26 protein-coding genes are annotated in these 26,890 nt (G+C 70.2%); 12 read left to right on the top strand and 14 right to left on the bottom strand.

The window, feature by feature from the left end; translation table 11 throughout:
* Positions 1 to 147 precede the first annotated feature (147 nt).
* Positions 148 to 948, top strand: a complete 801-nt coding sequence (locus tag WMF46_RS46005) for an alpha/beta fold hydrolase (protein WP_437983042.1) — start codon at positions 148 to 150, stop codon at positions 946 to 948.
* 46 nt (positions 949 to 994) lie between these two features.
* Here the strand turns inward: WMF46_RS46005 and WMF46_RS46000 are convergent, their stop codons facing one another.
* Together WMF46_RS46000 and WMF46_RS45995 are read right to left on the bottom strand one after the other, a co-directional pair.
* Complete coding sequence (locus WMF46_RS46000) at positions 995 to 2,191, bottom strand: lactonase family protein (RefSeq protein ID WP_437983041.1); 1,197 nt, start codon at positions 2,189 to 2,191, stop codon at positions 995 to 997.
* A gap of 387 nt (positions 2,192 to 2,578) precedes the next feature.
* A complete protein-coding gene (locus WMF46_RS45995; RefSeq protein ID WP_437983040.1) occupies positions 2,579 to 3,487 on the bottom strand; it encodes an AraC family transcriptional regulator N-terminal domain-containing protein in 909 nt (302 codons plus the stop codon).
* 111 nt (positions 3,488 to 3,598) lie between these two features.
* On the opposite strand from WMF46_RS45995, the gene WMF46_RS45990 reads away from it, so the two are divergent.
* The 4 genes from WMF46_RS45990 (at position 3,599) to WMF46_RS45975 (ending at position 8,374) form a co-directional block, all read left to right on the top strand.
* On the top strand, positions 3,599 to 4,486 hold the full coding sequence (locus WMF46_RS45990) for an SDR family oxidoreductase (protein WP_437983039.1): 888 nt from the start codon (positions 3,599 to 3,601) through the stop codon (positions 4,484 to 4,486).
* A 212-nt stretch (positions 4,487 to 4,698) separates the two neighbouring features.
* Positions 4,699 to 7,029: a nitric-oxide reductase large subunit gene (locus WMF46_RS45985; protein WP_437983038.1), complete on the top strand. Its 2,331-nt coding sequence runs from the start codon at positions 4,699 to 4,701 to the stop codon at positions 7,027 to 7,029.
* Complete coding sequence (locus tag WMF46_RS45980) at positions 7,026 to 7,337, top strand: hypothetical protein (protein WP_437983037.1); 312 nt, start codon at positions 7,026 to 7,028, stop codon at positions 7,335 to 7,337. Before WMF46_RS45985 ends, WMF46_RS45980 begins: the two co-directional genes overlap by 4 nt.
* Positions 7,338 to 7,408: 71 nt before the next feature.
* Positions 7,409 to 8,374, top strand: a complete 966-nt coding sequence (locus WMF46_RS45975) for a universal stress protein (protein WP_437983036.1) — start codon at positions 7,409 to 7,411, stop codon at positions 8,372 to 8,374.
* A 13-nt stretch (positions 8,375 to 8,387) separates the two neighbouring features.
* Here WMF46_RS45975 and WMF46_RS45970 read toward each other — a convergent pair whose 3' ends face one another.
* The 7 genes from WMF46_RS45970 to WMF46_RS45940 form a co-directional block, all read right to left on the bottom strand.
* The gene (locus WMF46_RS45970; protein ID WP_437983035.1) at positions 8,388 to 8,741 is read right to left on the bottom strand and encodes a Na+/H+ antiporter subunit G; all 354 of its coding nucleotides are present in this window, start codon (positions 8,739 to 8,741) and stop codon (positions 8,388 to 8,390) included.
* Positions 8,738 to 9,016 (bottom strand): K+/H+ antiporter subunit F, encoded by a 279-nt coding sequence (locus WMF46_RS45965; protein ID WP_437547458.1) that lies wholly within the window; start codon positions 9,014 to 9,016, stop codon positions 8,738 to 8,740. Before WMF46_RS45965 ends, WMF46_RS45970 begins: the two co-directional genes overlap by 4 nt.
* Positions 9,013 to 9,510, bottom strand: a complete 498-nt coding sequence (locus WMF46_RS45960) for a Na+/H+ antiporter subunit E (protein ID WP_437983034.1) — start codon at positions 9,508 to 9,510, stop codon at positions 9,013 to 9,015. Before WMF46_RS45960 ends, WMF46_RS45965 begins: the two co-directional genes overlap by 4 nt.
* The gene (locus WMF46_RS45955) at positions 9,507 to 11,165 is read right to left on the bottom strand and encodes a monovalent cation/H+ antiporter subunit D (RefSeq protein ID WP_437983033.1); all 1,659 of its coding nucleotides are present in this window, start codon (positions 11,163 to 11,165) and stop codon (positions 9,507 to 9,509) included. The genes WMF46_RS45960 and WMF46_RS45955 overlap by 4 nt, the downstream gene beginning before the upstream one ends.
* Complete coding sequence (locus WMF46_RS45950; RefSeq protein ID WP_437547455.1) at positions 11,162 to 11,506, bottom strand: Na+/H+ antiporter subunit C; 345 nt, start codon at positions 11,504 to 11,506, stop codon at positions 11,162 to 11,164. The genes WMF46_RS45955 and WMF46_RS45950 overlap by 4 nt, the downstream gene beginning before the upstream one ends.
* Entirely contained in the window at positions 11,507 to 14,422 is a 2,916-nt protein-coding gene (locus tag WMF46_RS45945) for a monovalent cation/H+ antiporter subunit A (RefSeq protein WP_437983032.1), read from the bottom strand.
* Positions 14,423 to 14,509: 87 nt separating this feature from the next.
* The gene (locus tag WMF46_RS45940) at positions 14,510 to 15,229 is read right to left on the bottom strand and encodes a DUF998 domain-containing protein (protein WP_437983031.1); all 720 of its coding nucleotides are present in this window, start codon (positions 15,227 to 15,229) and stop codon (positions 14,510 to 14,512) included.
* Positions 15,230 to 15,355: 126 nt separating this feature from the next.
* Between WMF46_RS45940 and WMF46_RS45935 the strand changes: the two genes are divergently transcribed.
* Positions 15,356 to 16,255: a LysR family transcriptional regulator gene (locus WMF46_RS45935; protein ID WP_437983030.1), complete on the top strand. Its 900-nt coding sequence runs from the start codon at positions 15,356 to 15,358 to the stop codon at positions 16,253 to 16,255.
* Positions 16,256 to 16,412: 157 nt separating this feature from the next.
* Here the strand turns inward: WMF46_RS45935 and WMF46_RS45930 are convergent, their stop codons facing one another.
* Complete coding sequence (locus WMF46_RS45930) at positions 16,413 to 17,465, bottom strand: SMP-30/gluconolactonase/LRE family protein (protein ID WP_437983029.1); 1,053 nt, start codon at positions 17,463 to 17,465, stop codon at positions 16,413 to 16,415.
* Positions 17,466 to 17,734: 269 nt separating this feature from the next.
* Here WMF46_RS45930 and WMF46_RS45925 point away from each other — a divergent pair, with 269 nt between their 5' ends.
* Both WMF46_RS45925 and WMF46_RS45920 read left to right on the top strand, forming a co-directional pair.
* Positions 17,735 to 18,682 carry a LysR family transcriptional regulator gene (locus tag WMF46_RS45925; protein WP_437983028.1) on the top strand — a complete coding sequence of 316 codons (948 nt, stop codon included), beginning with the start codon at positions 17,735 to 17,737 and terminating at the stop codon, positions 18,680 to 18,682.
* Positions 18,683 to 18,865: 183 nt separating this feature from the next.
* The gene (locus tag WMF46_RS45920; protein ID WP_437983027.1) at positions 18,866 to 19,099 is read left to right on the top strand and encodes a hypothetical protein; all 234 of its coding nucleotides are present in this window, start codon (positions 18,866 to 18,868) and stop codon (positions 19,097 to 19,099) included.
* Positions 19,100 to 19,188: 89 nt separating this feature from the next.
* Here WMF46_RS45920 and WMF46_RS45915 read toward each other — a convergent pair whose 3' ends face one another.
* From WMF46_RS45915 to WMF46_RS45905, 3 genes are all read right to left on the bottom strand, one after another.
* Positions 19,189 to 19,473: a hypothetical protein gene (locus tag WMF46_RS45915; protein ID WP_437983026.1), complete on the bottom strand. Its 285-nt coding sequence runs from the start codon at positions 19,471 to 19,473 to the stop codon at positions 19,189 to 19,191.
* Between the two features lie 209 nt (positions 19,474 to 19,682).
* The gene (locus WMF46_RS45910) at positions 19,683 to 20,519 is read right to left on the bottom strand and encodes a hypothetical protein (RefSeq protein ID WP_437983025.1); all 837 of its coding nucleotides are present in this window, start codon (positions 20,517 to 20,519) and stop codon (positions 19,683 to 19,685) included.
* A gap of 479 nt (positions 20,520 to 20,998) precedes the next feature.
* Positions 20,999 to 21,859, bottom strand: a complete 861-nt coding sequence (locus tag WMF46_RS45905) for an aldo/keto reductase family oxidoreductase (protein WP_437983024.1) — start codon at positions 21,857 to 21,859, stop codon at positions 20,999 to 21,001.
* Between the two features lie 76 nt (positions 21,860 to 21,935).
* On the opposite strand from WMF46_RS45905, the gene WMF46_RS45900 reads away from it, so the two are divergent.
* A complete protein-coding gene (locus tag WMF46_RS45900; RefSeq protein ID WP_437983023.1) occupies positions 21,936 to 22,838 on the top strand; it encodes a LysR family transcriptional regulator in 903 nt (300 codons plus the stop codon).
* A gap of 130 nt (positions 22,839 to 22,968) precedes the next feature.
* Here WMF46_RS45900 and WMF46_RS45895 read toward each other — a convergent pair whose 3' ends face one another.
* Complete coding sequence (locus WMF46_RS45895; RefSeq protein WP_437975511.1) at positions 22,969 to 23,406, bottom strand: hypothetical protein; 438 nt, start codon at positions 23,404 to 23,406, stop codon at positions 22,969 to 22,971.
* Positions 23,407 to 23,558: 152 nt separating this feature from the next.
* Between WMF46_RS45895 and WMF46_RS45890 the strand changes: the two genes are divergently transcribed.
* Genes WMF46_RS45890 through WMF46_RS45880 form a run of 3 tightly spaced genes read left to right on the top strand, consistent with a single transcriptional unit; the run spans position 23,559 to position 26,676 of the window.
* Positions 23,559 to 24,245: a DNRLRE domain-containing protein gene (locus tag WMF46_RS45890; protein ID WP_437983022.1), complete on the top strand. Its 687-nt coding sequence runs from the start codon at positions 23,559 to 23,561 to the stop codon at positions 24,243 to 24,245.
* Positions 24,242 to 25,591 (top strand): oligopeptide/dipeptide ABC transporter ATP-binding protein, encoded by a 1,350-nt coding sequence (locus WMF46_RS45885; protein ID WP_437983021.1) that lies wholly within the window; start codon positions 24,242 to 24,244, stop codon positions 25,589 to 25,591. Before WMF46_RS45890 ends, WMF46_RS45885 begins: the two co-directional genes overlap by 4 nt.
* Positions 25,588 to 26,676: an ABC transporter ATP-binding protein gene (locus tag WMF46_RS45880; protein WP_437983020.1), complete on the top strand. Its 1,089-nt coding sequence runs from the start codon at positions 25,588 to 25,590 to the stop codon at positions 26,674 to 26,676. The genes WMF46_RS45885 and WMF46_RS45880 overlap by 4 nt, the downstream gene beginning before the upstream one ends.
* Positions 26,677 to 26,890: the final 214 nt, after the last annotated feature.

The following is a 26,890-nucleotide window of genomic DNA, read 5'->3' as shown; positions in this document are numbered from 1 at the left end:
TACGCCGTCGAGCAAGGCGCTAGGGTCGAGTCATCGAAGCCGCCACGCTGCGCCCAGCGGGACGATCCGCGCGCACGCCGCTTCGACAAGAGCTTTACCACCAGCGGTTCGGCGAGCGCGCTCGCCGCAACCCCACACGGAGCCCCCATGGCAACGCACAGCCTCACCCTTCCCGGCCAAGGCCACGTCGATGTCATCGTCGACGCGTACGGCGCCGGACACCCGTTCCTGCTCCTGCACGGCGGCGCCGGTCCCCAGTCCGTGGCCGGCTTCGCCAAGACACTTGCCGAACGCAACCACGCCCGGGTGATTGTTCCCACCCACCCCGGCTTCGACGGGACCCACCGCCCGCAATGGCTGACCACCATCGCTGGCCTCGCCGAGCTCTACAGAACCCTGCTCGATCAGCTCGAGCTCGTCGACGTCACCGTCGTCGGCAGCTCCATTGGCGGCTGGATCGCCGCCGAGCTCGCCCTCCTGCAGAGCCAGCGCATCCGCAGCACGATCCTCGTCGACGCGGTCGGCATCGACGTCGCCGGCCAGCCCGTCGCCGACATCTTCTCTCTCACCCTCGCCCAGCTGGCGGAGCGCAGCTACCACAACCCCGAACGGTTCCGCATCGACCCGGCCAGCCTCAGCGACAGCCAGCGCGCCGCCATGGCCGCCAATCGGGCCACCCTGCGCACCTACGGTGGCACGATGACCGATCCGACCTTACGCCCACGGCTGGCCGCCATCTCCCAGCCCACCCTCGTCCTCTGGGGCGACAGCGACGGGATCTGCACCCCAGACTACGGCCGCGCCTACGCCGCCGCCATCCCCGGCGCCCGCTTCGCGCTGCTCCCCAACGCCGGTCATCTCCCCCAGATCGAAACCCCCGAGCCCCTCCTCAAGCTCGTCTGGGACTTCGCCGAACCCCACGCCACCCACCGACCCGCCGCTCGCTGACCCAAGCTCATGCCCGCGCTCCTCGACGAAAATAGGCCCGTGAGGCTCAGAGGACACCGATGCCGGCCGGGCTCCCGCCGGGGCCGAAGCGCTCCTCCGGCGCCCTGTCGCCGTCGACGGTCCTCGGGAGCCCGCCGTATTCGCCGATCTTGGTGAGCCTGCCGTCGCCCTCGATCCGCCAGGCGCCCACGCTCCCGGAGCCCGGCAGGACGTCATAGAGGAACCGGCCATCGGGGCTGATGCCGAGATCGAGCGGCGTCGAGCCCTGCTGGCTCGCGCCGGGGGTGCCCGCGCGCTCGTCGGTGAGGCCGGCCTGCTCGTCGAGCACCGTCAGGCTGCCGTCGTCGCCGATACGGAAGCTCGAGATCGTGCCCGAGGTGTAATTCGCGGTGAACGCGAACTCCCCGTTGTTCTCGAGCCAGCACGGATCGAGCTGGCTCACCTTCGCGGTCCGCGTGATCGGCGTGAGCGTCCCGTCCGCGTTGATCTGGAACGATCCGGCCGCGCCGGCGAGATCATCGCCGCCAACGAACATGGCCGTGAGCAGGTGCCCGGCCGCGTCGAACGAGAACCCGAACGGGCCGTCGTTGTCGAGGTCGGTCCGCGTGAACGTCTGCGCGAGCTGGCCGTCATCGAGCACGTCGAACACGAGCACCCGGCTCGGGCCGGTCGGGGTCACGCCGTCGATCAGGCCCGCGGCGGGCCCGTCCTTGATCGTGACGACGAGCTGCCTCCCGTTCGGCGTGAAGGACGCCTGCGCCGGGTTGAACAGCGTGTCCGGCGGGCTGGCCTGGTTCGCGGAGAGCGGCCGGGTCGAGCCGGGGATCGGCGTGAGCTTCCCCTGGTCGCTCAGGCGGAAGCCGGTGACGCTCCCCTCGCCGGCGCCGTTCAGCGCATAGACGAGATCGCCGTGCTGGGTCACGCTGTTCGGGAAGCCCGGCCCGGCGCCATCGCTCGTGGGCTGGACGTCGGTGACCTCGAGGGTGTCCTTTCCGACGCGGAGCACGGAGAGCGTGTCGCTGCCGGCGTTCGTGACGAGGAGGAATGCCCGGTCCCGGCTGAGCACCATCGAATGGGACGAGCCGAGGCCGTCGCCGGCGAAGCGCGCCGAGGGCCCGGACCCCTGGCCGCCGGTGTCGACGTGATCTGCGAGCTCGAGCGATCCATCGGCGAACCTGCGGTACACGGTGACCTGGTTGGCAGGTTCGCCGGCGTCGTGCGTGTTGTTATGGTTCGTCCCCACGAACACGAATCCGACGGCGCTCTGGCCGTCCGCGGGATTCTCGGGTTCACCCCCGCAGGCGCTCAGACAGGCCGACGCGAGGGATATGAGCAACAGGGCGCCAATTGATCTTCTCATAGCTGCCTCTCCATTCTCAGATGGTTTGCGCTGACCGCAGCGCGCCATGCGAGCATTGCGGCCGTCGTGCGGCGTCCACGGGCGAGCCCGTGTCCGGATACGGCTGCATGCTTCGGCGATCGGCGGACCGCCCCGCTCGTGTCGAGCGGTGCCCAGTCCTACGGCGAAGGCGCCGAGCGGTTTCTGGGTGAGCTCGATCTTTCAGATCGAGGCGGCCACGGGGGCGGAACGTGAGAAAGGAAACGAAGGACGTCGCTGGAAGCGGCCGGACTACATGTCCTGGACGACCGCGGCCTTCTGCTGCAGCGCGCGGGCATCGCGCAGCGGCGAGTCGCCGAACATGCGCGAATACTCGCGGCTGAACTGCGAGGCGCTCGTGTAGCCGACCTGGAACGCCGAGACCTCGGCGCCCACGCCCTCTTCGACCATCAAGCGGCGCGCCTCCAGCAGGCGCAGGCGCTTCTGGTACTGGAGCGGGCTCATCGCGGTGGCCTCCTTGAACCGCTTGAAGAACGCCGCCCGGCTCATCCCTGCGGCGCGCGCGAGCGCGGCGATGTCGACGTCCTCGTCGAGCGACGCCTGCAGGTGATAGACCGCCTCGGCGATGCGGTGCGCCTGGCTGCCCGCGCGCACGAGCTGGCGGATCGCCGGGCCGTCGGGGCCTTTCAGCAGGTGAAAGGTCAGCTCCTTCCTTACGAGCGGCGCGAGCACGGTCGCGTCTTCGGGCGTCTCGATCAGCGCGCCCAGCCGGACCGCGGCGTCGAGCATGCGGTCGCTCGCCTTGCCGATGAAGATCGCGCGCCCCGGCTTCTCGAGGCCATCCGGCCGCGCGCGGTCGAGCTGCGCCGCGACCTCGCGCAGCAGGGCCGCATCGAAGTCCATCTTCAGGCCGAGGAGCGGCTGCGCCGGCGATACGCCCGTCACCCGGCTCGTCACCGGCAGGTCGATGGGGCTGACGATGTAGTGCGGCTCGCGCTCGCGAAAGACCTGCCGCTCGAGCAGGATCTCCTTCGTGCCCTGGACGACGACGCAGAACGACGCGCGCCAGTGCCGCTTCGCGCGCTGGTGCGGGCGCGAGACTTTGATGCAAGAAACTCCGGGCACCGGCGAGGCGTGCACGCCGTCGCTGGGGCACCAGCGCGCGATGAGGGTCTTCAATTCGTCGCGCCCGAAGCTCACGGTGGCAGCCTAGCCGCGCGTGGACGATCGGGCAAGAACTGGAGACGGCCGTGTATTTCGCGTGCTCCGCGGCGGTGCCATGGTGGATCGCGAACCAAGGAGAGGTGTCCCATGCGTATCTTCCTGACGGGAGCCAGCGGCTTCATCGGATCTGCCATCGTCCCCGAGCTCGCGCGCGCCGGCCATCGCGTGCTCGGCCTCGCGCGCTCGGACGCGTCCGCCGAACGGCTCGCCGCCGCCGGCGTCGACGTGCACCGCGGCTCGCTCACCGATCTCGATGGCCTGCGCCGCGGCGCCGCCGCCTGCGACGGGGTGATCCATTGCGCGTTCTCCCACGACGACTTCGCCGACTACGCCGGTAACTGCGAGAAGGACCGCGGCGCGATCGAGGCGCTCGGCGGCGCGCTGGCCGGCTCCGGGCGCCCGCTCGTCATCGCCTCCGGCATCGCGCGCTTCGCGCCGGGGCGGGTCGCCACCGAGGACGAGGCGCCCGACGCGTCGGCCGGCGGCCTGCGGGCCGCCTCCGAGCAGCTCGCCCTCTCGTTCGCGAGCCGCGGCGTGCGCGTGTCCTCGCTGCGACTGCCGCCATCGGTCCACGATGACGGCGACCACGGGTTCGTCCCGATGCTGATCGAGCTCGCGCGCAAGACCGGGCGCTCCGGGTACGTCGGTGGCGGCGAGAACCGGTGGCCCGCTGTGCATCGGCGCGACGCCGCGCGGCTGTTCGTCCTCGCGCTCGAGAAGGCGCCGGCCGGCGCGCGACTCCACGCGATCGGCGACGAGGGGATCCCGACCCGCGACATCGCCGGTGTGATCGGCCGCAAGCTCGGTTTGCCGGTCGAGTCGGTCCCCAAGGAGCACTTCGGCTGGCTCGGCGGGTTCTTCGCGCTCGACACCCCCGCGTCGAGCGCGCTCACGCAGGCGCGGTTCGGCTGGAAGCCCGAGAAGGCGGGGCTGCTCGCCGACCTCGAGCACGGCACGTACTTCGCGCGCGCATAGCGCGCGTACGCGATCCCGGCCCGCGCGGCCGAGCTCCAGGCGCGCCGAACGCCGCCCGACCTCCAGGACGAGCTCGCCGGCAGCGGCCAGGAGGAATCCGCGGAAAGACCCCCATTTCCTCGTCCAGGCGCACGAACGCCGCGCAACGCAGCCTCCTCGGTCGTCATCTCGGAGAACGGGTGGGCCCTCCTCGGCTTGCTCCCGGCATTTCCATGGCGCGCTCCTCCGGACGGCGAAACCTCCTCATCTCGCGCGGCTGGGTCCAGGCGACGGCCCTCGTTTTCCTGCTCGGGTTCTTCGTGCTCGGCCTGCTCGCCTACCGCACCTACGCGGCACAGCCACCCATCCCCGCCCGGGTGGTCGACCCTGCGGGGCGCGTTCTGTTCACGGGCGACGACGTGCTCACGGGTCAGGAGCTGTTCCTGCGGAACGGGCTCATGGAATACGGATCCGTCTTCGGCCACGGCGCCTACCTCGGCCCGGATTTCACCGCCGATTACCTCCGCCGGGCCGCCTCCCACGCCGCCTCTCGCCACGGCGGCGTGGGCTCGGCGGAGGCGCTCGCGCGCACCGTCAGCGATTTTCGTCAAAACCGCTATGATCCCGCGACAAAGACGCTGGTCTTCACCGATGCCCAGGCAGAGGCCTTCGAGCTGCTGAAGGATCACTATCGCCGCTTCTTCGCCCAGCCCAGCGCCAAGCACGGCCTGCGCACCGGCCTCTTCTCGGACGCGCGCGAGCTCTCGCAGCTCACCTCGTTCTTCGCCTGGACGGCCTGGACCGCCGCGGCGGAGCGCCCCGGAGAGGCCTACTCGTACACAAACAACTGGCCTCCAGAGCCGCTCGTCCGGAACCAGCCCACGGGCGAGCTGGTGGTATGGAGCGTGCTCTCGCTCATCGCGCTCCTCGGCGGGACAGGCCTGCTCTTCGCGGCCTTCGGGCGATGGCGCTTCCTCGGCTGGCACGGGCGGGAAGGGCACCGGCTCAGCTTCCGCCAGCCGGGCGAGGTCGCCCTGACCCCAGCCCAGCGCGCGACGGCGTGGTTCTTCCTGGTCATGGCGTTGCTGTTCACCCTCCAGTCCGTCCTCGGAGGCGCCACGCAGCATTATCGCGCCGAGCTGTCCAGCTTCTTCGGGTTCAACCTGGCCGGGGCCTTCCCCTTCAACCTGGTGCGCACGTGGCACCTGCAGCTCGCCATCTTCTGGGTCGCGGTCTCCTATCTCGGCGCGGGCATCTTCATCGCGCCCATGATCAGCGGGCGCGAGCCGAGAGGCCAGAGCTGGCTCGCCTATGGCCTGCTCGGGGCGCTCGTCATCGTCGTCGTGGGCAGCCTCCTCGGCGAGCTCCTCGGCATCCACGGCGCGTCGGACAGCATCTGGTTCGCGCTCCAAGGGTTCGAGTACCTCGATCTGGGCCGCTTCTGGCAGGTGCTCCTGACGCTCGGCCTGTTCGCCTGGGTGGCGCTGCTCTTGCGCGGGCTCCGGGGTCGGCTCGCCGTCGAGCACCGGGGCAACATGCCCTGGCTCTTCTTCTTCGCCGCGCTGGCCATCCCGGCCTTCTACGCCGTAGGCCTCCTCGCGCACCCGCGCGCGAACTTCACGAGCACCGACTTCTGGCGCTTCTGGGTTGTGCACCTCTGGGTGGAGGACTTCCTCGAGCTGTTCACCACGCTCATGGTGGCCTATCTCTTCGTCCTGCTCGGGGTGGTGGCCGAGGCGATCGCGCTGCGGCTCATCTACCTGGAGGTCATCCTCTATTCGGCGGGCGGGGTGATCGGCACCATGCACCACCTGTACTTCTCCGGCACGCCCGTGGAGCACATGGCGCTCGGCGCCTTCTTCTCGGCCGCGGAGGTGATCCCGTTGACCTTCCTCACGGTCGAGGCGTGGACCTTCCTCCGCCTGGGCATCGTGCAAGGAGGACAGTCGACGAAGCCCTTCCCGCATCGCTGGGCGATCATGTTCCTGGTGGCCGTGGGGTTCTGGAACTTCCTCGGGGCCGGGATCTTCGGGTTCCTGATCAACTTGCCGATCGTGTCCTATTACGAGATCGGCACCGCGCTGACCGCCAACCACGGGCACGCCTCGATGATGGGCGTCTATGGCATGCTGGCCGCCGGGCTCGCGCTCTTCGCGCTGCGCTACCTGATGCCCGCCGCGCGGTGGTCCGACAGGGCGGCCAAGATCAGCTTCTGGTCGCTGAACGTCGGGCTCGCGTGGATGGTCTTTGCCACGCTGTTCCCGCTCGGGCTCATGCAGCTCCACCACGCGGTGAGCTACGGGTATTTCGAGGCTCGAGAGCTCCAGTACCTGACGAACCCCACGAACCGCCTCATGGAGTGGATGCGCCTGCCGGGCGACGTGCTCTTCATCGTCGGCGGCACCCTGCCGCTCCTCCTCCTCGCCTACCGCGGCGTCCGCCATCGCGTTCCGCAGCTCGCGGGACCGGAAGCCCAGGACAACCTCTTCACCGAGATCGAGGCGCCCCCGGACAGCGCCGGGAGGGCAGCGCCCTCGGGCGCGGGGCAGGGCGACCTGTCGTGAGCGTCGCGCCGGAGGCGCTGCTCGGCGCCGGATATGCGGTGCTTCTCCTGGGGATCGCCGCCGGGATCCGGGCGTGCGGAGGAGCCAGGGCCGAGCCCGCGCCAGGGTGGCCACACGACGACGCGCGCCGCTTTCACCTCGGCCTTTCGCTCGTGGTCCTGCTCGTGGGCGATTGCATCGTCGGGGCGGTCGCGCTACGGAATCACAGCCTCGCTGATCTCGGGATCCTTGGCTGCGCCGCGGCGCTCGTGACGGGGGCCCTCGCCAGGGGCCTTGCCGCGTTCTCCCGGGGCGGCCGCCGCGCCTAGATCGGCTGTTCCAGGCGCGGTGGAGGAGGTTGTCCGAGGAGGGCCCTGCTTCATCGAGAGGAGGCCACACGATGACCGAGAGTCTGAAGAAGCCAGGGTCAGGCAAAGGGCAGCCCGAGAGGGACGAGGCCGAGCGCTTCCATTCGCTGCTCGTCCCCGTCGATCTGACGGCCATTTCGGACCGCGTCCTCGGCCGAGTTGCGCTTCTGCCTCTGGCCGATGGAGCTCGCGTCACGCTGCTCCACGTCGTTCCCGGCAACCTCCCCGCCAGGGCCCAGGACCGCGCCGAGCAGGATGCCAGAAAATCACTCGTGAACGAGGCGCGGCATCTCGCGAAGACCCTGCCCGAGGGCGTCGACGTCGAACCGGTGGTGAAGGTCGGCAGCGCGGCCGCGGAGATCGCAGGCTGCGCGACCTCGACGAGGGCCGAGCTCATCGTCATGGGTCGCGGCGGCAGCCGCGCGCTCCGGGACACCTTTCTCGGCTCGACCGCGGAGCGCGTCATCCGCCGCGGGCAGCTCCCGGTCCTGGCGGTCCGGCTGGCTCCTCGCGCGGCGTACAGCCTGCCCGCGGTCGCCCTCGATCTCGAGCAAGGATCCACGGAGGTGCTCGCGCTGATGCTCCGGCTGATTCCGACCCCGCGGCCGCGTGTCACGGTGATCCATGCGTTCGACACTCCCTATCGTGGAGCCATCTATCGCAGCCTCTCGGAGGAGGACGCAGAGGCATGGAGCAGCGAGCTCGAGCGAGCAGCTACACAGCAGCTCGTGAAGCTGCTCGCTGCCTCGCTCGCGCAGGCGAAGGTGCAGCCAGCAGAGGCGCCGCGCTGGAAGATGCATGTTCGATGCGGCTCCGCGCGGCGCGTGATCGAGAAGGCGGTCAAGAAGGCAGACAGCGACCTCCTGGTGCTCGGCACCCACGGCTACTCCGGGGTCGCTCACGCGTTCCTCGGAACGGTCGCTGGAGACGTGCTGCGTGAGGTCGCCAGCGACGTGCTGATCGTGCCTGCTCGGCCACGCGCCGAGGAGCCCGAATGAGGCTGAACCGTCCTCAGGAGTCGCGGTGTGGAGTGAGCGGAGACGGAGTGTCGGCGGCTCCCGCAGCGCGGCGGCGGAACAGCGCCACACGCGCCAAGAGCACCGTGGTCACAGGGATGGTGATGGAGAGCATGATGATGATGAGCCACGGGTGCAGCACGGGCCGGGACTCGATCATCGAGAAGTAGAGGACGCCCGCCAGCGCCACGCACCAGCTGCCGAAGGTGTACGCCAGCGCAGGGGGATGCATGCGCAGGAAGAAGTCTGGCAGGCGCAGGAACCCGAACGCGGAGATGACCACGAACAGGCCGCTCAGCACGAGCAACGCAGCGACCGCCGCCTCGACCCAGAGGGGGAGCTGGTTCATTCAATCACCTCCCCGCGCAGGATGAACTTCGTCATCGCGGATGAGCTCACGAAGCTGAAGAGCGCGATCAGCAACGCGACCTCGAAGTACGTGTCGCTCCGGTGACGAATACCAAGCACCAGCATGACCAGCATCGCGTGGAAGTAGAGCAGGTCGAGCGCGAACACGCGATCCTGCGCCCGCGGCCCCCGGATCAACCTGATGACCACCAGGACCGACGCGACGGCGTAGCAGCCGAGCGCGAAGGCAATCGCGCCAGACAGGAGTGCGCTCATTCGAAGATCTCCCTGAGAGGCTCCTCGTAGCGAGCCTTGAAGCGGGCGACGAAGGCGCCTTCATCACCGACATTCCACACGTGCAGCAAGAGCGCGCGGCGATCGAGCGCGAGCTCCGACCACACGGTGCCCGGAACCACGGTCGTCACCATGGATAACGCGGCCAGCCCGACGGGGTCACGCAGCTCGAGGGGCACGATCACGAACCTCGACCGCGGTCGCCGCCATTGCCATGTGACAACGCCCCAGGCGACCTCGAAATTCGAGAGCAGAACGTCGTAGCCGACCCTCAGGATGAAGCGCACGACGACCAGCGGTCGCCGCGCCCGGACATTCGTCAGTCGCAGGGCCGATGTAAGGAGCGGCACCGCCAGCGCGAGCCCCAGTCCCAGGACGATCTGGCCCGCGCTCGTGGAGCGCGCGAGCACCAGCCACAGCGCGAACAGAGCGGCGGACAACAGCGGCGCAGGCACGATGTTCTTGAGGAAGGTCACGGTGCCCCCTCCGCTTCGATCACCGGACGCGTCGGTCCCGGACGAGGCCTCATCGACAAGACGGCCTCGATGTACGCCTTCGGCGCGTGCAGTCCCGCGGCTGTGGCGCGCGTGGTGCGCATGACCGGCTCAGCGTACAGCGTGAGCAAGATGCAGCAGAGGAGGAGGCCGAGGACGGAGGCGGCCTCGACGCCCTTCAAGCGGGGCGGGAGCCGTCCAGCCGTCGACCAGAAGTGTCGAATGCCCGCCCTCGCGAGGGAGATGGTGGCCGCGAGCCCCGAGAGGAGCAGCAGCCCAAAGAGGATCCACGCGGCGGGCGAGACGGGGGCGCTGGCGCTCGCGTGGCCGTCCCCTCGGGGCGACAGGAGGGCGGTCAGCAACGAGGTCTTCGCGACGAAGCCCGAGAGCGGCGGCAGCCCCGCGACGAGCAGCGCGCAGACCATGAACGCCAGGCCGAGCAACGCGATGGACACCGGAAACGCCTGGCCGACGAGCGGCGCCTCCTCTTCATCGAGGTTGGTGTCCTCGCCCGGCTCCACGTCGAGGTCCGGCGCCCGCCGCTGTCCATCGGAGCCGACGCGCTCCACCAGCTCGACGAGGAGAAAGAGAGCGCTCACCGCCAGCGTGGCGCTCAGCATGTAGAACAGCGCCGCCGACGTCACCGCGGCGGTCCCCATCCCGAGCGCCGCGAGGAGCGTCCCCGACGACACGATCACCGAGAAGCCCGCGATGCGCCCGAGGGACATGGACGCCATGAGGCCGATCGCGCCGAAGGCGATGGTCGCGAGCCCTGCGTAGAGCAGGGCTGTCCCCCCGAACTGCGCTGAAGCGCCCGCGGAGAAGAACAGCGTCCACGAGCGCACGAGCGCGTAGATGCCCACCTTGGTCATCAGCGCGAAGAGCGCCGCGACAGGCGCGCTCGTGGCCGTGTAGGCCGGCACCAGCCAGGCGTTGAGGGGCCAGATCGCCGCCTTGATGAGGAACGCCACGGCGAGGACGGCCGCGCCTGCATGCAGGAGCCCGCGATCGCGCGCCGGGACGAGCGCGAGCTTCTCGGCGATGTCGGCCATGGAGAGCGTGCCCACGACGCCGTAGAGCACCGCGAGGCCGACGAGGAAGAGCGACGACGCGAGCAGGTTCACCGCGATGTAGTGGAGCCCCGAGCGCACCCGCGGCCACCCCGACCCATGAAGATGCAGGCCATACGACGCCGCGAGCATCACCTCGAAGAACACGAAGAGGTTGAAGAGGTCTCCCGTGAGGAAGGCGCCGTTGAGCCCCATCAATTGAACCTGGAAGAGCGCATGGAAGTACGCGCCCGCGCGACCCCACGCGGCCTCGGCGTACAGGGCAGCGCAGAGGCTCACCACGCCGACCAGCACCAGCATGAGCGCCGAGAGCCGGTCCGCGACGAGCACGATCCCGAAAGGCGCCTCCCAGTTCGACATGAGATACACGAGAGCGGCGCCGGACGAACCGCCGGCGTCGGCGCCGCGCAGGATCTCCAGCGCCACGAGGAGGCCCGCCAGGGCCGCGCCGACGTTGACGATCGACTTGGCGCGCTTGCGCTTCTCACCGAGCAGAAGCAACAGGGCCGCCGTCATCAGCGGCAGCACCACGGGCGCGACGATGAGGTGCGGGAAGCGCTCGGTCATGGCTCCTCCCTCGTTCCATCCACGTGGTCGGTGCCGCTGAGGCCGCGGGAGGCGAGGAGCACGACGAGGAAGAGCGCCGTCGTCGCGAAGCCGATCACGATGGCCGTGAGCACGAGGGACTGCGGCATCGGATCCGTGTAGTGCTGGAGATCGGCAGGCACTCCAGGTCGCACGATCGGCGGCTTGTCGATGAAGATGCTCCCCATGCTGAAGATGAAGAGGTTCACCGCGTACGAGAGCAACGTGAGCCCCATGATCACCTGGAAGGTTCGTGGGCGCAGCACGAGCCACACCCCGGCTCCGCCGAGCACGCCGATGACGAGCGCGAGCAGGGCTTCCATCTAGCTCGTGCCCCTGCTCGTCGACGACGCTGGACCCTGCGTCGATCGCCTGTGCGCGCGCAGCGACTGGTGGGCGAGCGCGGTGAGGGTGAGGAGCGTCGCTCCCACGACGGCCGCAAACACGCCGAGGTCGAAGAAGGTGGCGCTCGGCAGGTGGACTTCGCCGACCAGCGGCAGCCTGACATGCGCCGTGTGCGTCGTGAGGAAGGGATAGCCGACGGCGAGCGCGCCGAGGCCCGTTGTCGCCCCGAGCAGCAGCCCAGCGGCGATCCAGCGCGCCGGACGGAGGCGCGCGCGCGCCTCCAGCCAGAGCGCCCCCGAGACCATGTACTGCATGAGCATCGCGATCGCGACGACGAGGCCGGCCACGAAGCCGCCGCCTGGCTCGTTGTGCCCCCGGAGAAGGAAGTGCGCCGCGACGAGGACGGAGACCGGCAGGAGCACGCGCGCGATGACCGCCGGCACCATCATGTATCCGCGCTCTGCGTCCTCGGCCGTGCGCGGCTTCATGAGGTCGGTGACGATATCGGCCGGCAAAGCTCTCTGTTGCTGGGGCTGCTCGATGCTCTCCGGCGGGGGTCGAAAGCGGCGCAGGAGGGCGTAGACCGTGAGCGCGACCGCGCCGAGGACCGTGATCTCGCCGAGGGTGTCGAAGGCACGAAAGTCGACGAGCATGACGTTGACGACGTTGGCGCCTCCTCCCTCCGGCAGCGCGCGGCTGAGGAAGAACGGTGAGATGCTGTGCGGCGCCGGCCGGGTCAGCATGGCATAGGAGAGCGCGGCGAGACCGCCGCCGGCGCTGATCGCGAGCAGCAGATCGCGCGCGCGCCGCACCCTGTCGCGGGCCGTGACTGGCCTCGAAATTCCTTCGATGCGCATCGGCAACCAGCGCAGCCCGAGCAGGAACAGGATGGTTGTGACGACCTCCACGACGACCTGTGTGAGGGCGAGGTCGGGCGCCGAGAACCACATGAACGTCAGGCAGGTGACGAGGCCTGCGCCGCCCATCAAGGTGATCGCGATCAACCTGTGGAACTTCGCCATCACGGCAGCGCCGACCGCGCAGACCGCGCCGATGCCCCACAAGATCACGAACGCAGGCGACGCGGGGAGCCTGTCCCGGTCGCCCCACTCCAGCGGGACGCCCTGCGCCGCGAGGAGCGCGAGGAGGAGCGCGACCGCGATGATCGCGAACATCTGCGTCTGAAGTCGTCGAGTCCCGACGAGCCGGAGCGCCCTCCGCGAGAGGCGCGTGAGCCCGAGCAGCGCGCCCTCGAACAGCCGCCTTCCGTTGAGCCGTCCGACGAAGGGCGTATCCTGGAGCCGCCCCTGCTCCTGATGCCTGCGCAGCCAGAGGTACCCGACGACGCCGCCTGAGATGGCGACGAGGCTCATGACGAAAGGCGGGTTGAAGCCGTGCCAGATGGCGAGGCTGTAGTCCGGGAGCGTCCCGCCGACCACGGGGCGGGCGGCCGCTGCGAGCGATGGCCCGATGGAGATCGTCGGCGCGACGCCGACGATGAGGCAGCTGAGCACCAGGAGCTCGATCGGTGTCCGCATCCACCTCGGGGCTTCCTCCGGCTGGCGAGGGAGATCGGTCGACGGCGGGCCGAAGAAGATGTCGTAGCCAAAGCGCAGCGAGTACACGACAGCGAAGATCGCCGCGAGCGTCGCCAGCACCGGGAGCCCCACTTCGACCGAGGGGTGCGCGGACAGGAACATCGTCTCGGCGAAGAACATCTCCTTCGACAGAAAGCCGTTGAGCAGCGGCACGCCGGCCATCGCGCCGCTCGCCACGAGCGCCAGCGTGCCGGTGCGGGGCATGGCGCGAATCAGGCCATTCAAGCGACGGATGTCGCGCGTCCCGGTCTCGTGGTCGACGACGCCCGCGGCCATGAACAGCGAGGCCTTGAACGTCGCGTGGTTCATGATGTGGAACACGCCGGCGACGGCGGCGAGCGAGCTGTTGAGCCCGAAGAGGAGCGTGATGAGGCCGAGGTGGCTGACGGTCGAGTAGGCGAGCACGCGCTTCAGATCGTTCTGGAACATCGCGATGTACGCGCCGAGCAGGAGCGTCGTCATGCCCGCGCCGCTGACGATCCAGAACCACAGCTCGGTCCCCGAGAGCGCCGGCCAGAGCCGCGCGAGCAGGAACACGCCCGCCTTCACCATGGTCGCCGAGTGCAGGTAGGCGGACACCGGCGTCGGCGCGGCCATCGCCCGCGGCAGCCAGAAGTGAAACGGGAATTGAGCGCTCTTGGTGAGCGCACCAAGCAAGACGAGGACGAGCGCGACCGGGTAAAGCGGGTGTGCCCGTACGCGGTCGCCCGAGGCGAGGACCACATCGAGATCGTAGCTGCCGACGATGTGGCCGAGGAGGATCACGCCTCCGAGGAGCGCGAGCCCGCCCGCGCCGGTCACGGTGAGCGCCATGCGCGCGCCCCGCTGCGCGTCCACCCGGTGATGCCAGTAGCCGATGAGCAGGAACGAAACGAGGCTCGTGAGCTCCCAGAAGAGGACGAGCTGAACGAGGTTGCCCGAGACCACGACGCCCAGCATCGCGCCCATGAACGCGAGGAAGAGCGCGTACAGGCGCGCCACCGGATCCTCGGGGGACATGTAGTAGCGCGCGTACAGACAGACGAGGGCGCCGATGACGGTGATGAGCACGGCGAACATCCACGCGAACCCGTCGATCCGAAGGACCAGATCGAGACCGAGCGAAGGCACCCACGAGATCGTCTCGCGGATCACGCCCCCGTCACGCACCCGCGGGAACAGGCTGATCACCCAGGCCGCCGCGCCGGCCGACACGAGCCCTGCGCAAGCCGCAAGCTCGGACCGTGCCCGCGTCGGCAGGAGCGCGGTGAGCACGCTCCCGAGAAATGGCAAGAGGAGCAGGGCGACCACAGGCATGGCGCGCGAGTGTACTTGCCGACCGCGCCGGTTTCAGCCAAAAGGTGAGAGGGGTCGCGGCGTTCGCGGCCTGCGCGGCGATGTCGGTCAGGTAGAGCTCGCCCTGGACGACGCCGCTGCCCGCGCGTTCGCCGCGCTCGAAGGCAGAGGCCGCGAAGCTGCATGAGCGGCCCTGCGATTCCAGATCGACGTCCCCGCGCAGATGAAGCCGACCAGGATGGGATAGACGGCGCAGCGCTCGACGAGGCCGATGAGGACGTTGGCCCCCGAGCTGGCGACCGCGAGAAACGCCACCATCGAGGCGAGCCCGAACACACCGAGGACGACCATGGCCCTCCCGGCCTTCGGAGTGACTCCGATCTGCTGGCGCTGGCGTCCAAGAAAGATCGCGAGCACGTTGCCTCCGACGATGGACGCGAACGCGCCCAAGCCATGATAGTCGACCGCGCCGTCGGGCGGCTCGCCGGAGCCGGGGTTGAGCGCCAGCAAGACGCCGCCAAGCGCCACGAGAGCTCCCAGGAGGAGCGCTGCCCAGCGGCGCCAGCCTCGCAGGCCCTCGAGCGCGGCGACACCAAGGAAGAACATGATCCCGAAGAGGAAGAACCCGGTGTTCATGACCCACGCGAGCGGCGAGTTCATGAACTGGCCAAGAGCCTCGAGGGGGCCACGGACTCCCAGGTTGCTGATGTAGTGATGCGTGTAGCTGTAGGGAGGGTCCGTCCATGCCGCGGCGGCGATGAGCTCGGCGAGGAAGAAGATCACCGCCCCGGCGACGAGCGCCGCGCCGGCGGGGCGACGTTGCATCATCGGGTTCGCCTCGGGGTGAGCCGCCGGGCCTCTCTCGTGTCGCAGCATGTTGAACAGCCTGCACCGCCGCGTTCGAGACCACCAAGACATTGATCGCAACGGTTTCAGACCTTATGGATCTGAAACATGGAGCTGCGTCACCTGCGGTACTTCATCGCCGTCGCGGAAGCGGAGCACTTCGGGAGGGCGGCCGAGCAGCTTCACGTCTCGCAGTCGCCCTTGAGCCGGCAAATCGCTCAGCTCGAAGCGGAGATCGGCGTCGAGCTCTTCGTGCCCTCGGGACGCGGGGTGAAGCTGTCCGCCGCCGGCCGGAGTTTCCTCGAAGGTGCGCGCGCGACCCTGGCTCGCGCCGCGCTCGCGGTCGAGGACGCCCGCGCGACGGCGCAAGGCCGTATCGGGACGGTCGTGGTCGGATTCGACGGCGCCCTGGCGGACCCCCTCCTGCTGCCGCGGATCGTGCAGGCGTTCCGCGCGCGTCATCCGCGCGTCGAGGTACGCCTTCGGCCGCTGCCGAGCGAGGAGCAGGTCGCCGCGCTGCGCGATGGCAAGATCTCGGTCGGGTACGGCTATCATTCACCGGAAGACGACCCGCTCTTCCGCTTCCGCGTGCTGTATCGCGAGCGCGTCGGCGTCGTGATGTCGAAGAGCCATCGCCTCGCTGCACGGCGCACGCTGAGGGTCGCGGACCTGAAGCAGGAGCGCTTCCTCTGGCCTCCGCGCAAGGAGGGCCCGCGCCTCCACGACGACATCATCGCGGCCTTCCGAGCGCACGGTCAACCGCTCGATCTCGCCCACGAGGAGGCCAGCAGCGATGTGATCCTCATGCTGGTGGCAAGCGGCGAAGGTCTCAGCTTGTTTCCCGAGAGCGCCGCGGCGACGCTCCTTGCCGGGGTGGTGTTCAAGCGGGTTCGGGACCTCGACGTTGTCATCCTTGGCCGCTCGGTGTGGCGCGCCATGGACGACAAGGACCCGCTCGTGCGGTCGCTCCTCGAGATCACGAATTCGGTGCATGGATCCTGCGGATAGGAAGCCGTGGAACGTTCGCCCGGGTCAAGCTCCGCGGGGACGGCGCCTGGCGAGCCGTTTCCGGCCCATCCGACCTCCGCTTGCTCGGTCGCAGGGCGAGCGACCTCGAAGCGCTCACCCCCTGGCTCGATCGGGCCCACGCGGAGGCTCGCGACGATCACGGGAGCGGGCCGTAGGAGAGCAGGCCCACCTTCGGGGTCTTCATCGACAGCAGCGTGATCAGCCCGAAGTTGGTGAGGAGGGCGTGCTTTTCCGAGCCCAACGTCGCGAGCGCGACGCTCGCGGGCCCATCGAGCAAGCCGCCCCTGGCGAGCACGGCCGCTTTGCCGTCTGTCCCGACCCGGACGAGCGCGTTGCCCCCGTTGCCGGCGACAAGGATGCTCCCGTCGGCGTCCACGGTGATGCCGTCGGCGCCCTGGAGCGGCAGGCATGTCGCCGGATCCGAGGTGGAGAACTCGACCGCGACGTCCGGTGTCCCGTCGGCCTTGATCGGGATCTTGATGAGCGCCGCCTTGTCCGTATTGGCCACGTAGAAGGCGCTGCGCGAGAGCGCGAGGCCGTTGGCGCCGAACGGGATGCCGAGGACCGTCTTGCAGGGGTTCGTCGCAGCGATGTCCCCCTTGAGCAAAGGATCGGTGAGCCAGTTGGTCACCGTCTTGCCATCGGGGCTTATCTTGAAGATCGCGCCCAGGGCCGAGTCCGTTACGAAGAGGTTGCCATCCTCGTCGAAGACGAGCCCATTGGGCAGGTTCATGGCCGCGTCGGTGGCGAAGGCCGTGGTCACTGGACCGCCCGCCGCCGGGATCTTGTAGATGCCGGGCGCGTACGACGCCGGGTCGAGCGACGCGGCGGCCACGTAGAGATCGCCGGCAGCAGACTGGGTGATGCCGGTGACGAAGCCCGTGTTCGCGGGCGGCGCCGGCACGGTGGCGAAGGCAGACACCTTGTTGTCAGCGAGCGAGACGGCGACGATCTCGCCGGTCAGGGCATAGCCCATATACGCCGTCTTGCTGTCGGCGGTGACCCAGAGCCCCTCGGGGAGCTGAAACTTCGCTGCATCGAGCTCGGCGTGGACATTGAGCTCCGGCGTCGAGACGCTGTTGCCACCGTCGCCGCCGCTGCCGCTGATCGTGGTGTTGTCTCCGCCGCACGCGACGAGAGATGCGCTGAGCCCCAGCGCCGTCAGGAGGATCGAGCGGGAGAGTGCCATGGCCGATTTCATGAGAGCTCCTTCGGTAAGATGTATTGACTATCAGGGCGGCTGCCGCCCCTCGGTGAGACGTGAAGGACCGTGAAAGGTCGTGCCCACGCGAACGAGCGAATGAGCGAACGAGCGTCCGCCCTCGCGCCGCGAGGTCTCGCCAGTGCCCGCGACAGGCGGCAGCGCCGCGCGGCGTTGCGCGGACGGCCTGAAGATGAAGCGCCTTTCGTCGTTGCGGTAGAGTCCTCCGCCGGTTAAACTGTTCTGCTCAGAGGACAATGCTGACCACCTCCCTGGACGATCTCCTCTCGATGGCGATCTTCGCGCGCGTGGTGGAGCGCAAGTCCTTCACGGGCGCGGCGAGCGCGCTCGGGCTCTCGAAGTCGGTCGTCAGCGCGCGGCTCGCGGCGCTCGAGGAGCGGCTCGGCGTACGGCTGCTCCACCGCTCGACGCGGCACCTCGCGCTCACCGAGGAGGGCCTGCGGCTCTACGAGAGCTGCGAGCGTATCCTCACAGCCGCCGACGAGGCCGCGTCCGCGATGCATGGCGTGAGCCGGGTCCCCGAGGGGCTCTTGCGCGTGTCGGCGCCCATCTCGTTCGGCATACTGAAGATCGCTCCCTTGCTAGGCGACTTCGCAGCGCGCTTCCCGCAGGTCCGCCTCGAGCTCTCCCTCTCCGACAGCCTCGTGGATGTCGTCGGCGGGGGCTTCGACGTCGTGGTGCGTTTTGCGCGGCAGCTCGATGAGGCGCGTGTCGCGCGCAAGATCGGGTCTTACCGTCGTAGGGTCTATGCCTCGCCCGGCTACCTCGCGCGCCACGGCGCGCCGCAGGTGCCCGGCGATCTCGTCCGGCACAACTGCATCCGTCTCTCGGGGCAGTCGAGCGAGTGGGTCTTCGAGTCCGGCGCGGAGACGCTCGCCGTGCCGGTCAGGGGCAATCTGGTCGTGGACAATGTCGTCGTGCTCAGGCAAGCGCTCGTCGACGGTCTCGGCCTCGCGATGCTGCCGTACTTCGCCGTAGCAGCGGATCTGGCAGCCGGTCGGCTCCAGCCTGTGCTCTTGAGCCATGAGGGGCAAGAGATATCGATCTTCGTCGTCTTCCCTCACCACCTCCACCAGCCCGCCAAGGTCCGGGCGTTCGTGGAGCTCCTCGTCGAGCGCCTGGGGAACGAGGCAGGAGCAAGCGCCGCGCCGGGGAGAAGGAAATCCAAAGCAGCTCGGACATGACACGCCCCGATTGCGCGATCGGCCCGCAGGCTGTGGAGTGACCGCGGCAACATGATCATGTGCTGAAGCGCGCCTGCCCGTTGAGGAGGCGACCTCAGGCGCGATCCACCAGGCCGAACGGAGAGCGCCCCGCTCCGGCGGCCAGCCGTCGCCGCTGGCACGAGGCTTGCTTCGAACATCAACATGAAAAAGAAGCAGAAGAATCAGCCGACGCCGGCGACGAGCCAGCAGGAGCAGGCGGACCCGACGGCGGAGGGAGCAGCGAAGAAGTCCTCGCCGGAGGACGAGCTCGCCGGAGGCGCTGCCAAGGGGGCGCTCGTCGGAGGCCTCCTCGGAGGCGCCGGCGGCGCGGCCGTGGGCGGCGCGGCCGGCCTGATCGGCGGCGTGCTGGGCGAGGACGAGAAATCCGGCTGGTGACCGGCGTCAGCCGCCCGGGTCGGTCGCCGGCGGCGACGCACCCGCCTTTTCGCCCCACCCCGGGTCGTCATCGATCGATGGAATGACCGTCAATCGGAGATGGGGCACTGCTCGTAGCAGCGCCAGGCCTCCGTGCTCCGGTCCGTGCCGCCGGCGAAAGACGCCTTGATCTCGTCGCAGGGCGCGTCGAGCACGCACGACGCGCGACACGCCTCGTGATCGGAGCAGCCGGCGAAGTCGTCGTCGAGCTCGAGGCCGTCGACCCCGCAGGCCTCGGCGTGCTCGACGGCATCCGCGCATGTCCCCGTCTTGCAGCCGGCCGCGAGGAGCGCGGTCGCAAGGAAAATTGACGCGATGAGATAAGTAGTGCGCATGGTCCAGCCCTGCAGCTCGCAACGTGTGGATGGAGGGGAGCCGGCCGGCCCATGCAGCGCGGCGCCCCGGAAGCGGCCCGCCGTTGTCGCCGGCCCCTTCGCCCTAGGAAGAACGTGACGGAGCCAGTCTGGGCACGGGCCGATGTCGATTTTCGAGTTCGCGTCTTGCTGGAATCCGGCGGAGGTTGAACCGGGCGCCGCACGCCGGCTCAGTAGCTCTCTGCGCACACGCCGTGGCCGCACGGATGGACCATGAAGGCGCCGGCGACGGCGCTTCGCAAGCCCGGGAAGGTCGCGATCGCGAGCGCCGCCCCCGTCTCGATGTCATAGACGACGCCGTCGTAGCGCGAGTAGAGCGCCGTCGCCGAGACCCGCTGGATCCCGTAGTTGTCGCGCACATCCCCGGAGTCGGTGCGGATAGGGATCCTCGGCAGCGGCGGCGCGTCGACCGGGTTGCCGAGCTCGTCGTAGATCGTCGAGGCCTGGTACGTCCAGGGGCTGCTTTGGGGGAAGCGGGTGTATGACTGGACGAGAACGTGGGTGTCGTCGAGCCAGCCGATCGCGCAGCCGGGCACCACGTTGACGAGCGCGCCGTCCTCGTAGAGCTGCGTGAACCCGCAGCCTTCCGAGGGGGCGGAGTCCGTGACGACGAAGTGGTGACCGTCGGGGGAGACGAGCGGCGCCGGCCGGTGCCCGGTGTCCTGGAAGAGCGGCGCGCTGCCCGACCAGTCGCTCACGACGCGCTCCGTCCTGTAGGAGTCGACGCGGTAGGTGCGGCCGACCGTGCTGCCGTCGAAGGACATCGAGAAGTCTTGAATCACCTCCTCGCGCGAGAGCGAGGCGAGCTGCGCGCCGTCCGGCAGCGAGAAGAGACGGAGTGATTTGTCGGTGACCATCGAATCGAGGGCGGCGCGCGCCCCGAGCAGGCCGCCGTCCGCCGAGAGCAGCACCTTGTTGCTGTGGAACGGAACGACCGCCGAGGGCCCGGCGTCGAGCGCCGCCGTATCATAGACGAGCGTCTTGCCCGAACCCGTCGCGAGGGCCACGTGCCCCGAGGGAGCGCCTGCAACGGAGTGGAGCGCGCCGCAGCCGAGCAGCCCCGAGCCCTCCGGATCGGTGAGGGTGCCCTTGTACGAGATCGCGCCGTACGCGTTCGAGACCGCCAGGCCCCGCCGTGGCCTCCGGAGCCGGGGGCGGGATTCTCGCCGCCGGAGCCTCTGTCTCCTCCGCCTCCACCCCCGGAGCCGCCTTCCGCGCCGGTCGTCGTTCCAGGAGCAGCTCCGCCTCCGCCGAGGTTTCCGCCCCCTGCGTCGGAGCAGCCGAGGAGAGCGACGAACGACACCGCGACAATCTGGGTGGTTCTCGTGTGCATGGCGCCTTCGATGCCGCCGATCCCCTGGCCATTCATCGCCAAGGCGGCTCCAGGGGGCGTCGCAGGGCTCGAGTTTGCACAGTCGAAGTTGTTGTGCGTCCCCTCCCCTTCTACCACCCGAGGTGAGCGGGACAATGCGACCTTGAGGGTGATCTAGATACGGTCGAGCGCCCTCATCGCGTCATCGGACAGCTCGAGATCTGCCGCCGCGAGGTTCTCGCGCAGGTGCTCGACGCTCGACGTCCCGGGAATGAGGAGGATATTCGGCGAGCGCCGCAGCAGCCACGCGAGCGCGACCTGCATCGGCGTCGCGCCGAGCTGGCGCGCGACGTCGGACAGCGTCGAGGACTGGAGCGGCGAGAAGCCGCCGAGCGGGAAGAACGGCACGTACGCGATGCCCGCCGCGGCGAGGCTGTCGATCAGCGCGTCGTCCTGCCGGTGCGCGAGGTTGTACAGGTTCTGCACGCACACGATCTCGGTCATCGCGCGCCCCTCTTCCACCTGCTTCGCTGTCACGTTGCTGAGGCCGATGTGGCGGACCTTGCCCTCGCGCTGCAGCTTCATGAGCGCGGAGAGCGGCGCCTCGATCGAGCCTTCCGCGGGTCCCTGCGCGTCGAACAGGATGCGCAGGTTCACCACGTCGAGCGCGTCGACGCCGAGGTTCCGGAGGTTGTCGTGGACCGCGCTCGTGATGTCCTCGGCGGCGAACGCCGGCTCCCAGGATCCCTGTGGGCCGCGCTTTGCGCCGACCTTCGTGGCGATCACCAGATCGCTCGGATACGGGTGCAGCGCCTCGCGGATGATCTGATTCGTGACGTGCGGCCCGTACACGTCGCTCGTGTCGATGTGATCGACGCCGCTCTTCACCGCCTCGCGCAGCACGGCGAGCGCCGCATCGCGGTCTCTCGGCGGTCCGAACACGCCCGGCCCGGCGAGCTGCATGGCTCCGTACCCGAAGCGCTTCACCGTGCGACTGCCCATCTTGAACGTCCCGACCCTGGCTAGATTCGTCATGACGGTCGACGGTAGGCCACGACGGGGTGTATGATAAGGGCCCCGAATCAGCACGGCCTGTACGGAAGGGCGAACAATGGCAGTGGATCTCGACGACGTCCGGGTCTTCGCCGCGGTGGCGCGCGCCGGCGGCTTCCGCGAGGCGAGCCGCACGAGCGGCACGAGCGCGTCGAGCGCGAGCGAGGCGGTGCGCCGGCTGGAGGGCGAGCTCGGCGTTCGGCTCCTTCATCGGACGACCCGCAGCGTCGCGCCGACCGAGGCCGGCGCGCGTCTCCTCGAGCGGCTCGGTCCTGCGCTCGCCGAGATCGCAGCGGCGCTCGACGTCGTGAAGAGCTCGAGCGAAAAGCCAGCCGGCACGCTCCGGTTGAACGTCCCCGTCGTCGCCGCGCGGCTCGTGCTCTCGCGGATCTTGCCGCCGTTCCTCGCCGCATATCCCGATATCCGCGTCGAGGTGACGGCGGACGACACGCTCGTCGACATCCTCGCCGCGGGCTGCGACGCAGGCATTCGTTACGAAGAGACGCTCGAGAAAGACATGATCGCGGTCCCGATCGGCCAGCGCGAGCAGCGCCTGGCGCTCGCGGCGTCGGGCGCCTACCTCGAGCGGCACGGGCGCCCGACCCACCCGCGCAAGCTCCTCGATCACGCATGCCTGCGCGGCCGCTTCCCGAACGGCGCGCTGTGTCCGTGGGAATTCGAGCGCGACGGCGAGGTCGTGAAGGTCGACCCGACCGGCCCGCTCGTCGGCAGCCTCGGGAGCGCGACGGACCTCCTCGTGGACGCAGCGATCGCGGGCACCGGTCTCCTCTACTGGTTCGAGGACTGGCTGCACCCGCACCTCGAGAGCGGCGCCCTGAAGCCGGTCCTGGAGCGCTGGTGGTCGCGTTTCTCGGGCCCCTTTCTTTATTATCCGAGCCGCCGCCACATGCCCGCGGCGCTTCGCGCGTTCGTGGACTTCCTCCGCGCGGACAGCAAATAGCCATGGTGGGAGCATGGGAGATCGATTCACCGGCTATCGGGCAAGCGATGCGTCGCGGCGCTGCCTCGCGGCACCGCTCCCGAGCCTCGCGGCACGAGCTCCACGTGCTCCGAGCGCCGCCGTCCGCCGCTCAGCGCGGCGTGCCGCTCGCCGCCGGCACCGCCGTCCGCTGCCCTGAGCCCGAGCGCGCACCGCCCTTGATGCGCGCCTCGGTCACGACCTCGTCCCACTGCGCGTCGTACCCATCGAAGTGGACCCGGTAGGAGCCGGGGGCGACGACGCCGGTGATGCTCGCGGGCTTGTACGACCCCTTCCACTCGACCTCGATGCGGTCGCCGACCTTCCGCGCGCCGCCCTCGCCCGAGGCGCGCTGCTCCTCGTCGCGCAGGCGCCGGGCGCTCCCCTCGTGCAGGCATTGCTCGCGGTGGCAGGCGAGGCCTGAGGCGCAGTCGTCGTCGGCGCGGCACGGAGACCCGAGCGGCGCCTTCTTTCCGCAGGCGGCGAGCGCCCCGGGCACGGCGGCCACGATCAACAGCGCTCTCAGGAAGGTAACGGCTCGAACGCGCACGGCACGGGATCCCAGCAGAGCGGCCGCGGCCCGACAACAGGGATCACAACGCCGGCGCTCGGCGCCCCCACCGCCCCCCGGCACGCCGCGCCCCCGCCCCTGCCACCGGGGCCGCCCTACCCGGGCCGCCCTCTGCTATGGTCGCCCCCGCTGTGCGTCTGCTCGCCGCCCTCGCGCCCGTGGCCCTGCTCGTCGCGGCGCCGCCGCTCCTGGGCTGCGGCGGCGGCCCCGCGAAGAACGCGGGCGTGTGCGCAAGCGCGGGCGTCTGCGGCGCCGGGTACTGCGTCGCCGGGCGCTGCCGGCCGGCGAGCGCCCTCCCCGCGCCCCTCGACGCGCGCCGCGTGCTGCTCCCGCCCGAGGACCTCGCCGTCCTCGTCGAGGACGACGCCGCGGCCACGCCGGGCGTCCCCGACGCCGTCGCGCTCGGGCGCGCCGGGGGCGGTGAGGTCGTCCTGCTGCTCCGGTTCTCGCCGACCTTCGGCGCCGGCGCCGACATCACGAGCGCCTTCGTCGTGCTGGAGCCGGCCCCGATGGCGCCCCCCGCCGAGCGCGCGCTCACGCTGGAGGTCGCCCGCATCCTCGAGCCGTGGCGCTCCGAGACGGCGACGTGGGGCCGGCAGCCGCGCCTGTCGATCCCGGAGGCCGCCGCCATCGCGCGGCCCCGACCGGCGACGCCGCTGCGGATCGACGTCACCTCGCTCGTGCGCGACTGGGCCAGGCGGCGCAAGGACGACCACGGCATCGCCATCCTCGCGCCGGGGAGCGACGCCGTCGGGGCCGCCTACTCGATGGGCATCTCCCAGGGCGTCGGCCCTCTCCTCGAGGTGTACGTACGGTGAGCAACGGCCAGGACGACGAGGACGACGACCTCGGCGCGCGGATGTCGCTCCCGCTTCCCCTGATCCGCCACGACCTCGGCGAGAGAAGGCCGCCCGTGCCCAGCGCGCCTTCCCTTCCCAGCGCCCCGGCCACGCCCGACACCTCGACCGCGGGCGCTCTCCCCGCCCCCAGCGCCTCCGCCGTCCCCCACGGCGCCCTCGCGCGCGGCCTGCTCGACGACGACGAACCCGCCGTCACCCAGCGCTCGACGGCGAGCGGCCGCCCCCTCCCGCTGCCCCGCACCGCGCCGCCCCTCTCGCCCGAGGAGGCCCCGCCGCCCACGCTGCTCCGGGTGAGCGACCTCCGCGTCTCGTTCGCGGCCGACGGCCGCGTCACGCGCGCCCTCGAGCGCGTCTCGTTCACGGTGCCGCGCGGCCGCACCGTGGCGCTCGTCGGCGAGTCGGGCTGCGGCAAGACGGTGACCGCGCTGAGCATCCTGCGGCTCCTGCCCGCGCCCTACGCGTCCATCGACGGCGGCTCGATCGAGCTCGACGGCCAGGACCTCCTCGCGCTGAGCGAGCGCGAGATGCGCGCCGTGCGGGGCGGGAAGATCGGCATGATCTTCCAGGAGCCGATGACCTCGCTGAACCCCGTGTACACGGTCAGCGCCCAGATCGCCGAGGCCATCCGGCTGCACCGGCCCATGTCCCGCGGCGACGCCCGGCTCTACGCCGTGAACCTCCTGCGCAAGGTCGGCTTCCCCGAGCCCGAGGTCCGCGCGAACAGCTACCCGCACGAGCTGTCCGGCGGGATGCGCCAGCGCGTCATGATCGCCATGGCCCTCGCGCCGGAGCCCTCGCTGCTCATCGCCGACGAGCCCACCACCGCGCTCGACACCACGACGCAGGCGCAGATCCTCGACCTCCTCGAGCGGCTCAAGGCAGAGACGTCGATGAGCCTCCTGCTCATCGCGCACGACCTCGCCGTCGTCGGCGAGCTCGCGGACGAGATCGTCGTCCTCTACGCCGGCGTCGTCGTCGAGCAAGGGCCGGCGCGCGACGTGCTCGCGGCGCCCTCGCACCCGTACACGCGCGCGCTCCTCAGGAGCATCCCGGCGCGCGGGATCCGCCCGCACCGCGTGCGCGGCGAGCGCTCGCTCCGCCTGCCGACCATCCCGGGCGCGCTGCCCGATCTGCGCGATCCGCCGCGCGGCTGCCGCTTCCAGGACCGCTGCGACGCCGTGTTCGACCGCTGCCGCGCCGAGGCGCCGGACCTGGTCGCCGTCCCGCCCGGCGCGGGGCACCACGCGGCGCGCTGCTTCCTCCTCGCGGGCCCGGGGCGCGCGGGCAACGAGGGCGCCCCGTGACGCGCGACAGCGGATCCCCGCCGCCCACGCAGCGCGACGAGCCCGCCGCGCCGCACCCGCACCCTGCAGCCGCGGCGCACCCGGAGGGCGCGGAGAGCGCGCCGGGCGAGCGGCCGCTCGTCCAGGCGGAGGGGCTCTCGAAGTTCTACCCGGTGCAGCGCGGCGCCTTCGCGAAGCCGTCGTTCGTGCAGGCCGTCGTCGAGGCGACCTTCCGCGTTTACCGGGGCGAGACGCTCGGCCTTGTCGGCGAGTCGGGCTCCGGCAAGAGCACCCTCGGGCGCCTCGTGCTCCGGCTCATCGAGCCCACGGTCGGCCGGGTCCTCTTCGACGGCCACGACCTGAGCGCCCTGTCGAGCCGCGCGCTGAGGGCCATGCGCCAGCGGATGCAGATCGTCTTCCAGGACCCCTACGGCTCGCTCAACCCGCGCATGACGCTGCGCGAGATCGTCGGCGAGGGCATCGTCATCCACCACCTCGCGAGGAACCGCGACGAGGAGACCGCGATGGTCGAGGGAACGCTCCGGAAGGTCGGCCTGCGGCCGGACATGATGGAGCGCTTCCCCCACGAGCTCTCCGGCGGGCAGCGGCAGCGGGTCGCGATCGCCCGCGCCCTCGCCGTGCGCCCGGACTTCATCGTCTGCGACGAGCCCGTGAGCGCGCTCGACCTCTCGGTGCAGGCCCAGATCGTCAACCTGCTGGAGGAGCTCCAGGACGAGCTGTCGCTCGGCCTGCTGTTCATCTCGCACGACCTCCGGGTCGTCGAGCACGTGAGCCACCGCGTCGCGGTGATGTACCTCGGCCGCATCGTGGAGATCGGCCCCACGCAGGGCGTGGCCGGGCGTCGGCACCACCCGTACACGCGCGCGCTCTTCGAGGCGACGCCGTCGATCGAGCGGGGGAGCAAGGCGCGCCGCCTGCTGCCGGGCGCGCCCGGGAGCGCGATCAACCCGCCCGACGGCTGCGTGTTCCACCCTCGCTGCCGGAAGGCCGAAGAGGGCAAATGCGACGTCGAGATCCCGCCGCTCGAGGAGCTCGTCCCCGGCAGCGGCCACCGCGTGGCGTGCTGGTACCCCGAGATCGAGTGACGGCGGCGCGCCGGCGCGTCGCGGGATGAACCGGGCCGGCCGCTGGTTCGTGCATTGAGATGTCGCCGGGATGCCCCGGAATAGCTGGCTCGCCGGGAATGGCGCCCTGAGAGCGCAGCAGCGCACAGCCCACCACGGCTCAAACTGGCACAATCGAAGATCCGGTGTGTCACGCGCCAGACGCGCTCCTGCGGGATCTGCGCTTGCCGCGCGA

It is taken from the genome of Sorangium sp. So ce117 (genome assembly GCF_051524395.1).
In the GTDB taxonomy this organism is placed as follows: Bacteria; Myxococcota_A; Polyangia; order Polyangiales; family Polyangiaceae; genus Sorangium; species Sorangium cellulosum_B.
This window is presented reverse-complemented; position numbering and strand designations above follow the sequence as displayed.

Excerpts from the sequence above, each read along its gene's own strand:
- WMF46_RS45920 (WP_437983027.1), top strand. The coding sequence starts at position 18,866 with ATGAAAAAGAAGCAGAAGAATCAGCCGACGCCGGCGACGAGCCAGCAG.
- WMF46_RS45905 (WP_437983024.1), bottom strand. The coding sequence starts at position 21,859 with ATGACGAATCTAGCCAGGGTCGGGACGTTCAAGATGGGCAGTCGCACG.
- WMF46_RS45945 (WP_437983032.1), bottom strand. The coding sequence starts at position 14,422 with ATGCCTGTGGTCGCCCTGCTCCTCTTGCCATTTCTCGGGAGCGTGCTC.
- WMF46_RS45930 (WP_437983029.1), bottom strand. The coding sequence starts at position 17,465 with ATGGCACTCTCCCGCTCGATCCTCCTGACGGCGCTGGGGCTCAGCGCA.
- WMF46_RS45925 (WP_437983028.1), top strand. The coding sequence starts at position 17,735 with ATGCTGACCACCTCCCTGGACGATCTCCTCTCGATGGCGATCTTCGCG.
- WMF46_RS45915 (WP_437983026.1), bottom strand. The coding sequence starts at position 19,473 with ATGCGCACTACTTATCTCATCGCGTCAATTTTCCTTGCGACCGCGCTC.
- WMF46_RS45965 (WP_437547458.1), bottom strand. The coding sequence starts at position 9,016 with ATGAGCGCACTCCTGTCTGGCGCGATTGCCTTCGCGCTCGGCTGCTAC.
- WMF46_RS45990 (WP_437983039.1), top strand. The coding sequence starts at position 3,599 with ATGCGTATCTTCCTGACGGGAGCCAGCGGCTTCATCGGATCTGCCATC.
- WMF46_RS45950 (WP_437547455.1), bottom strand. The coding sequence starts at position 11,506 with ATGGAAGCCCTGCTCGCGCTCGTCATCGGCGTGCTCGGCGGAGCCGGG.
- WMF46_RS45900 (WP_437983023.1), top strand. The coding sequence starts at position 21,936 with ATGGCAGTGGATCTCGACGACGTCCGGGTCTTCGCCGCGGTGGCGCGC.
- WMF46_RS45970 (WP_437983035.1), bottom strand. The coding sequence starts at position 8,741 with ATGAACCAGCTCCCCCTCTGGGTCGAGGCGGCGGTCGCTGCGTTGCTC.
- WMF46_RS45985 (WP_437983038.1), top strand. The coding sequence starts at position 4,699 with ATGGCGCGCTCCTCCGGACGGCGAAACCTCCTCATCTCGCGCGGCTGG.
- WMF46_RS45935 (WP_437983030.1), top strand. The coding sequence starts at position 15,356 with ATGGAGCTGCGTCACCTGCGGTACTTCATCGCCGTCGCGGAAGCGGAG.
- WMF46_RS45975 (WP_437983036.1), top strand. The coding sequence starts at position 7,409 with ATGACCGAGAGTCTGAAGAAGCCAGGGTCAGGCAAAGGGCAGCCCGAG.
- WMF46_RS46005 (WP_437983042.1), top strand. The coding sequence starts at position 148 with ATGGCAACGCACAGCCTCACCCTTCCCGGCCAAGGCCACGTCGATGTC.
- WMF46_RS45940 (WP_437983031.1), bottom strand. The coding sequence starts at position 15,229 with ATGATGCAACGTCGCCCCGCCGGCGCGGCGCTCGTCGCCGGGGCGGTG.
- WMF46_RS45955 (WP_437983033.1), bottom strand. The coding sequence starts at position 11,165 with ATGACCGAGCGCTTCCCGCACCTCATCGTCGCGCCCGTGGTGCTGCCG.